This is a genomic window from Micromonospora globispora, from assembly GCF_003857015.1.
GTDB lineage: Bacteria > Actinomycetota > Actinomycetes > Mycobacteriales > Micromonosporaceae > Micromonospora > Micromonospora globispora.
Genome location: NZ_QGGF01000435.1, coordinates 1 through 5,033, shown reverse-complemented (window position 1 = coordinate 5,033; position 5,033 = coordinate 1). Strand labels below are relative to the sequence as shown.

7 protein-coding genes and 1 pseudogene are annotated in these 5,033 nt (G+C 72.8%); 7 read left to right on the top strand and 1 reads right to left on the bottom strand.

All coding sequences use genetic code 11. The features are described from left to right. The 6 genes and pseudogenes from DKL51_RS23380 to DKL51_RS35105 form a co-directional block, all read left to right on the top strand. Positions 1-367: pseudogene (locus tag DKL51_RS23380) on the top strand (hypothetical protein); the annotation flags it as partial. After that, positions 364-828, top strand: a complete 465-nt coding sequence (locus DKL51_RS23375; RefSeq protein ID WP_109943619.1) for a roadblock/LC7 domain-containing protein — start codon at positions 364-366, stop codon at positions 826-828. The pseudogene DKL51_RS23380 and the gene DKL51_RS23375, both read left to right, overlap by 4 nt. Before the next feature lie 21 nt (positions 829-849). Further along, positions 850-1,188: a DUF742 domain-containing protein gene (locus DKL51_RS23370; protein WP_207783757.1), complete on the top strand. Its 339-nt coding sequence runs from the start codon at positions 850-852 to the stop codon at positions 1,186-1,188. Next, entirely contained in the window at positions 1,166-1,771 is a 606-nt protein-coding gene (locus DKL51_RS23365; RefSeq protein WP_185734897.1) for a GTP-binding protein, read from the top strand. Before DKL51_RS23370 ends, DKL51_RS23365 begins: the two co-directional genes overlap by 23 nt. A gap of 19 nt (positions 1,772-1,790) precedes the next feature. Continuing rightward, a complete protein-coding gene (locus DKL51_RS23360) occupies positions 1,791-3,032 on the top strand; it encodes a styrene monooxygenase/indole monooxygenase family protein (RefSeq protein WP_109943618.1) in 1,242 nt (413 codons plus the stop codon). 77 nt (positions 3,033-3,109) lie between these two features. Beyond that, entirely contained in the window at positions 3,110-3,268 is a 159-nt protein-coding gene (locus DKL51_RS35105) for a hypothetical protein (protein ID WP_165823055.1), read from the top strand. A gap of 98 nt (positions 3,269-3,366) precedes the next feature. Here the strand turns inward: DKL51_RS35105 and DKL51_RS23355 are convergent, their stop codons facing one another. After that, positions 3,367-4,248, bottom strand: a complete 882-nt coding sequence (locus DKL51_RS23355) for an SDR family NAD(P)-dependent oxidoreductase (RefSeq protein WP_109943617.1) — start codon at positions 4,246-4,248, stop codon at positions 3,367-3,369. A gap of 152 nt (positions 4,249-4,400) precedes the next feature. Between DKL51_RS23355 and DKL51_RS23350 the strand changes: the two genes are divergently transcribed. Next, a partial coding sequence (locus tag DKL51_RS23350) for a nitronate monooxygenase (protein ID WP_185734896.1) occupies positions 4,401-5,033 on the top strand: 633 nt, incomplete at its 3' end.

Here is a 5,033-nt window from a genome sequence, read left to right as displayed (position 1 = left end):
CCCCACCGGCCCCGCCACGCCGCAGCCCCCTGGCGACTGGCCGCCGCCGGACGGCGGCCGGGCCGACCCCTGGAGTACGCCGATGACCCCGGCCCACGACACCAGCCACGCCCCCACCGTGCAGCTCAGCACGATCGGCGGACAGCCGGCCGGCGAGCCGCAGGCCGAGCGTGCCCCGACGTCCCCGGCCGGAGGGCTGCCCCGGCGGACCCGGGAGAGCGTCCGTACGGAGAGCACCCCCGCCACCGGGCACCGGGCGTCCCCGGAGGACCAGTCCTCCCCCCAGTCGTGGCCCGACGAGACGGCGGCGTTCGCCGCCGGAGTCAGCGACGCCCAGGCAACCACCGACGAAGGACAGCTGCCATGACCCACGCTTTCCCCGGCAACGGCAACGGAACGGCGACCGCCGGGCAGGGGCTGCCTGACTGCGCCTGGCTGATCCGCCAGTTCGCCGACGACGTACCCGGTGTCACGCACGCCCTGATCGTGTCGCTGGACGGCCTGCAGCTCGCCGCCTCCCGCGGCGTCACCCGCGACCTCGGCGACCAGCTCGCCGCACTCACCGCCGGCCTGCTCAGCATGGCCGACCGCAGCGCGTCACTGCTCGACCTCGGGGCCTCGGAGTACCTGACGGTGCGGCTACCCCGCGGCCACCTGCTCTTCATGCGGGTCGGCGAGTCCGCGGGCCTGGCCGTGGCCGCCGCCCCCGGCTGCGACCTGCGGGTCGTCTCCTACCGGATGACGCAGTTCGTCACCGCGGTGTGGCACGCCCTTACCCCGCAGGCGCGCCGCGACCTGCATCGCCTGACCGCCAGCCAGCCGCACTGACGCCGGCCGAGGAACCAGATCATGCCGATGACGTACTGGAAGGTACGGCCCTACGTGCTGACCGCGGGCCGAACCCGCACCCGGCAACCGCTGCTGGTGCACACCCTGGTGTCGGTGCCGTACTACGACGCCGTCTTCGCCTCGGGCCTGCTGCCCGAGGCCCGGTCCCTGTACGAGCACGCCCGCCGGGCCCGGTCCGTCGCCGAGCTCTCCGCGGTGTGCGGAATGACGCTGGGCGTGACCCGGGTGGTCGTCGACGACCTCGCCGCCACCGACCGCCTGCAGATCCATGACGACGCCCACTCGCTCGACTTCCGCCTCCTGGAGAGACTCCGCGATGGCCTCCGCCAGCTTGCCTGACAACCCCCTGCTGACGTCGGCGAAGATCGTGATCGCCGGTGGCTTCGGCGTCGGCAAGACCACCTGCGTCCAGTCCATCTCCGAGATCCCGCCGATCAACACCGAAGCCTGGATGACGGCGGCCAGTGAGACCGTGGACCGGCTCGATCCGGGCATCGACAAGACCACCACGACCGTGGCGATGGACTTCGGCCGCCGGACCATCGGCACCGACCTGGTGCTCTACCTCTTCGGTACGCCCGGCCAGCCCCGCTTCTGGCCGATGTGGGACGACCTCTGCCGGGGGGCGGTCGGCGCGCTGGTGCTGGCCGACACCCGGCAGCTCGCGGCGTCGTTCCCCGCGGTCAACTACTTCGAGCAGGACAGCGACGTGCCCTTCGTGGTCTGCGTGAACCTGTTCGACGGCGTCCTGCACCACCCGCTGGAGGAGGTCCGCGAGGCGCTCGCGCTGGCCGCCGGCGTACCGCTGATCGCCTGCGACGCCCGCGACCCGCAGTCCGTGGCCCGGGCGCTGCTCGCGGTCGTGGAACACGCGATGGCCCGCAACCCCCGCCCCACCGCCGGCGCGCTCGCCGCCCACTGACTCGACCTGGAGGAGACAGATGCGCAGAATCCTGATCGTCGGAGCCGGGCAGTCCGGACTGCAACTCGGGCTGAGCCTGCTCGCCGAGGGCTACGACGTGACCATCATGTCCGCCCGCACGCCGGACGAGATCCGCAGTGGCTGGGTGATGAGCACCCAGGCCATGTTCGCCACCGCGCTGCAGACCGAGCGGCGGTACGGGCTCGACCTGTGGCAGGACCAGGCGCCCCGGATCGAGGGGTTGCACGTGTCGCTGTCCGCCCCACCCGGGGAGCGGGCGCTGCGGATCCCCTGCCCGCTGGACGAGCCGGCGCAGAGCACCGACCAGCGGCTGAAGATGGCGACCTGGTTGGAGCTGTTCGAGCAGCGCGGCGGGACCGTGCACTACCAGGGGGTGACCACGGCCGACCTGGACGGGCTGACCCGACTCGGCCGGTACGACCTGACCATCGTGGCCGCCGGCAAGGGTGACCTGGTGGGGGTCTTCGACCGGGATCCGCTGCGGTCCGTCCACACCGCACCGCAGCGGGGACTGGCCGTCGCGTACGTGCACGGCATGACCCCGGATCCGCTGCTGCCGGTGCCGCACGTCAGTTTCAACGCCGTACCGGGCCTGGGTGAACTGTTCGTGATTCCCGCGCTGACCGTGTCGGGGCCGTGCGAGATCCTGTTCTGGGAGGCGGTGCCCGGCGGACCGCTGGATCTGTGGGCCGAGCGGCGTGACCCGGCCGAGCACCTGAAGCTGACCCTCGACCTGGTCCGCCGCTACACCCCGTGGATCTACGACCGGTGTGTCGACGTCGAGCTGACCGACGGGCGGGCCACCCTCTCCGGCCGGTACACCCCGACGGTGCGCCGCCCGGTGGCGGAGCTGCCCTCGGGCGGGCTCGTCCTCGGCATGGCGGACGTGGTGGTGGCCAACGATCCGATCACCGGCCAGGGCAGTAACACCGCCGCCAAGTGCGCGTACTCCTACCTCGGGTCCATCCTGGAGCGTGGGGACCAGCCGTTCGACCGGGAGTGGATGGGGCAGACCTTCGAGCGGTTCTGGACGGGTGCCGGGGAGGCGGTGACCGGGTGGACCAACGCAATGCTGCAGCCGTTGCCGCCGCACGTGCAGCAACTCCTCGGGGCCGCCGCCGAGAACCCGACCATCGCCCGGCGCTTCGCCAACGGCTTCAGCGACCCGAACGACTTCCAGGAGTGGTTCATGACGCCGGAGGCCGCCGACCGGTACCTGGCCTCGGTCGCCACCGGCTGATCCGGCCCGCTCCGACGTTGCTTCGCGGGCGTCGCGGGTAAGCGGCGGGTTCCGGAGCAAGCACAACGGAGGTAGCAATGACCAACCGGGAGAAACTTCACGACCTGCGCCAGCAGGCCCACAACAAGGGCATCGAAGGCAACTCCAAGATGACCGAGGGGCAGCTGCGCGACGCACTCAAAAAGGTCGACAAGGGCACGGACCCGATGGCGGCCAAGCAGCAGGCGAAACGGTGACACACCGGATACGACGCCGGGGCGGGCGGAAACGCCCGCCCCGGTCCGGCGCTCCGCGCTGACGCCACGTCCGACGCTGCCCGGTCGACCCTCGCGGATCAGGCGGTGACGTGGGCGCTGTCGCCGCCGGTCACGGCGAACGACGTACCGCTGACCATGCGCGCCTGATCCGAGGCGAGGAAGACCACCAGCGGCGCCACATCGGACGGCTGTAGCCACGGGACACCCAGCGGTGTCTTCGCCCGCAGCATCTCGACCGCCGTCCGCTCGTCCTCGACGGCGTCCCCGGACGGGGTCCGCCCACCCTCGGCAACGGCCTGGGCGTAGCGGTCCTCGTGCCGGGTCAGGGCGGTGTCGACCAGGCCGGGAATCACCGCGTTCACCGTGATCCCGTGCGCGCCCAACTCCAGGGCGGCGGACTTCATCAGCCCGATGATGCCCCACTTCGAGGCCGAGTACGCGGCGCCGCACCTCGTGCCGTGCTGCCCCTGCGTGGACGAGGTGACGATGATCCGTCCCCCGCCCCGCCGGACCAGCAGCGGCGCGAACGCGCGCAGCACGTTCGCCGTACCGGTCAGGTTGACGTCGATCTGGTCGTGCCAGTCCTCGTCGGCCATCTCCAGCAGCGGCTTGAACGCCTGGATGCCCGCGTTCGCGAACACGATGTCCACGCCGCCCCAGTCCTGCTCGACGCCGGCCGCGGTCGACCGGAGGGCGCCGATGTCCCGCTGGTCGGCGACGTGCTCCCGCCAGCGTCCACCGGCGGTGGTTACCAGCCGGCCGGTCTCCGCGAGGTCCTCGGGGGTGGCCGGTGGGAAGTCGAGGATCGCGCTGACCGGCCCGGCGATGTCGATCCCGGCCACGTCGGCACCAGCCTCGGCCAAGGCGACGGCGGCCGCCCGTCCGATGCCGCGCGCCGCCCCCGTGACGACCGCGACCCGACCGGCCAGCGGCCGGGCCGGCAGCGTTCCTGCGGGCATCCGTTCCTCACCTTCGCCTCCCGACCGGCCCGACGCAGTCATCGGCGCGGCACATCGCTCACTCCCGCACCATAGGGCGGCAATCCCGGCGGCGCCGGAGATCCGCTCCGCTGGTCCCACCGCAGCAGGTCGCGGCACGGCAGACTGGTGCGGTGGACGCGGAACGGGAAGCACTCCTCGGGATGGACCTGCCGGTGGTCGCGGCGCCGATGGCCGGCGGCCCGACCACCGTCCGACTTGCGGAGGCGGTGGGCGCGCGCGGGGCGTTCGCGTTCCTGGCGGCCGGCTACAAGCAGCCGGCGGCGGTCGCGGAGGAGATCGCCGCGGTACGGGCCGCGGGCCGGCCGTTCGGCGTGAACGTCTTCGTCCCCGCCCCGGTGCCGGTTGGCGAGGCGGACTTCCGGCGGTACGCCACCCGGATCTCGGGCGAAGGCACCCGGTACGGGCTCGATCTCGCCGATGCTCCGCTGACCGAGGACGACGACCACTGGGCGGAGAAGGTGGACCTGCTGGTGCGCGAGCCCGTACCGGTGGTCAGCTTCACCTTCGGCCTGCCGCCGGCGGACGTCGTCCGCGACCTGCGGCGAGCGGGAAGCCGGGTGCTGCTCACGGTCACCGATGCGGCGGAGGCGGCGGGCGCGGCAGAACTCGGGGTGGACGGCCTGGTCGTGCAGAGCGGGGACGCCGGCGGTCACTTCGGCACCTTCACGCCGGCCTCCCCCGCGCCCGCCCGGCCCCTGGCTGACCTGGTCGCGGCGGCCCGCAGCGGCCGGGTCAGGTGGTGC

Bases quoted from the DNA above. Each gene is read 5' to 3' on its own strand.
- DKL51_RS23375 (WP_109943619.1), top strand. From the start codon at position 364: ATGACCCACGCTTTCCCCGGCAACGGCAACGGAACGGCGACCGCCGGG.
- DKL51_RS23370 (WP_207783757.1), top strand. From the start codon at position 850: ATGCCGATGACGTACTGGAAGGTACGGCCCTACGTGCTGACCGCGGGC.
- DKL51_RS23365 (WP_185734897.1), top strand. From the start codon at position 1,166: ATGGCCTCCGCCAGCTTGCCTGACAACCCCCTGCTGACGTCGGCGAAG.
- DKL51_RS23360 (WP_109943618.1), top strand. From the start codon at position 1,791: ATGCGCAGAATCCTGATCGTCGGAGCCGGGCAGTCCGGACTGCAACTC.
- DKL51_RS35105 (WP_165823055.1), top strand. From the start codon at position 3,110: ATGACCAACCGGGAGAAACTTCACGACCTGCGCCAGCAGGCCCACAAC.
- DKL51_RS23355 (WP_109943617.1), bottom strand. From the start codon at position 4,248: ATGCCCGCAGGAACGCTGCCGGCCCGGCCGCTGGCCGGTCGGGTCGCG.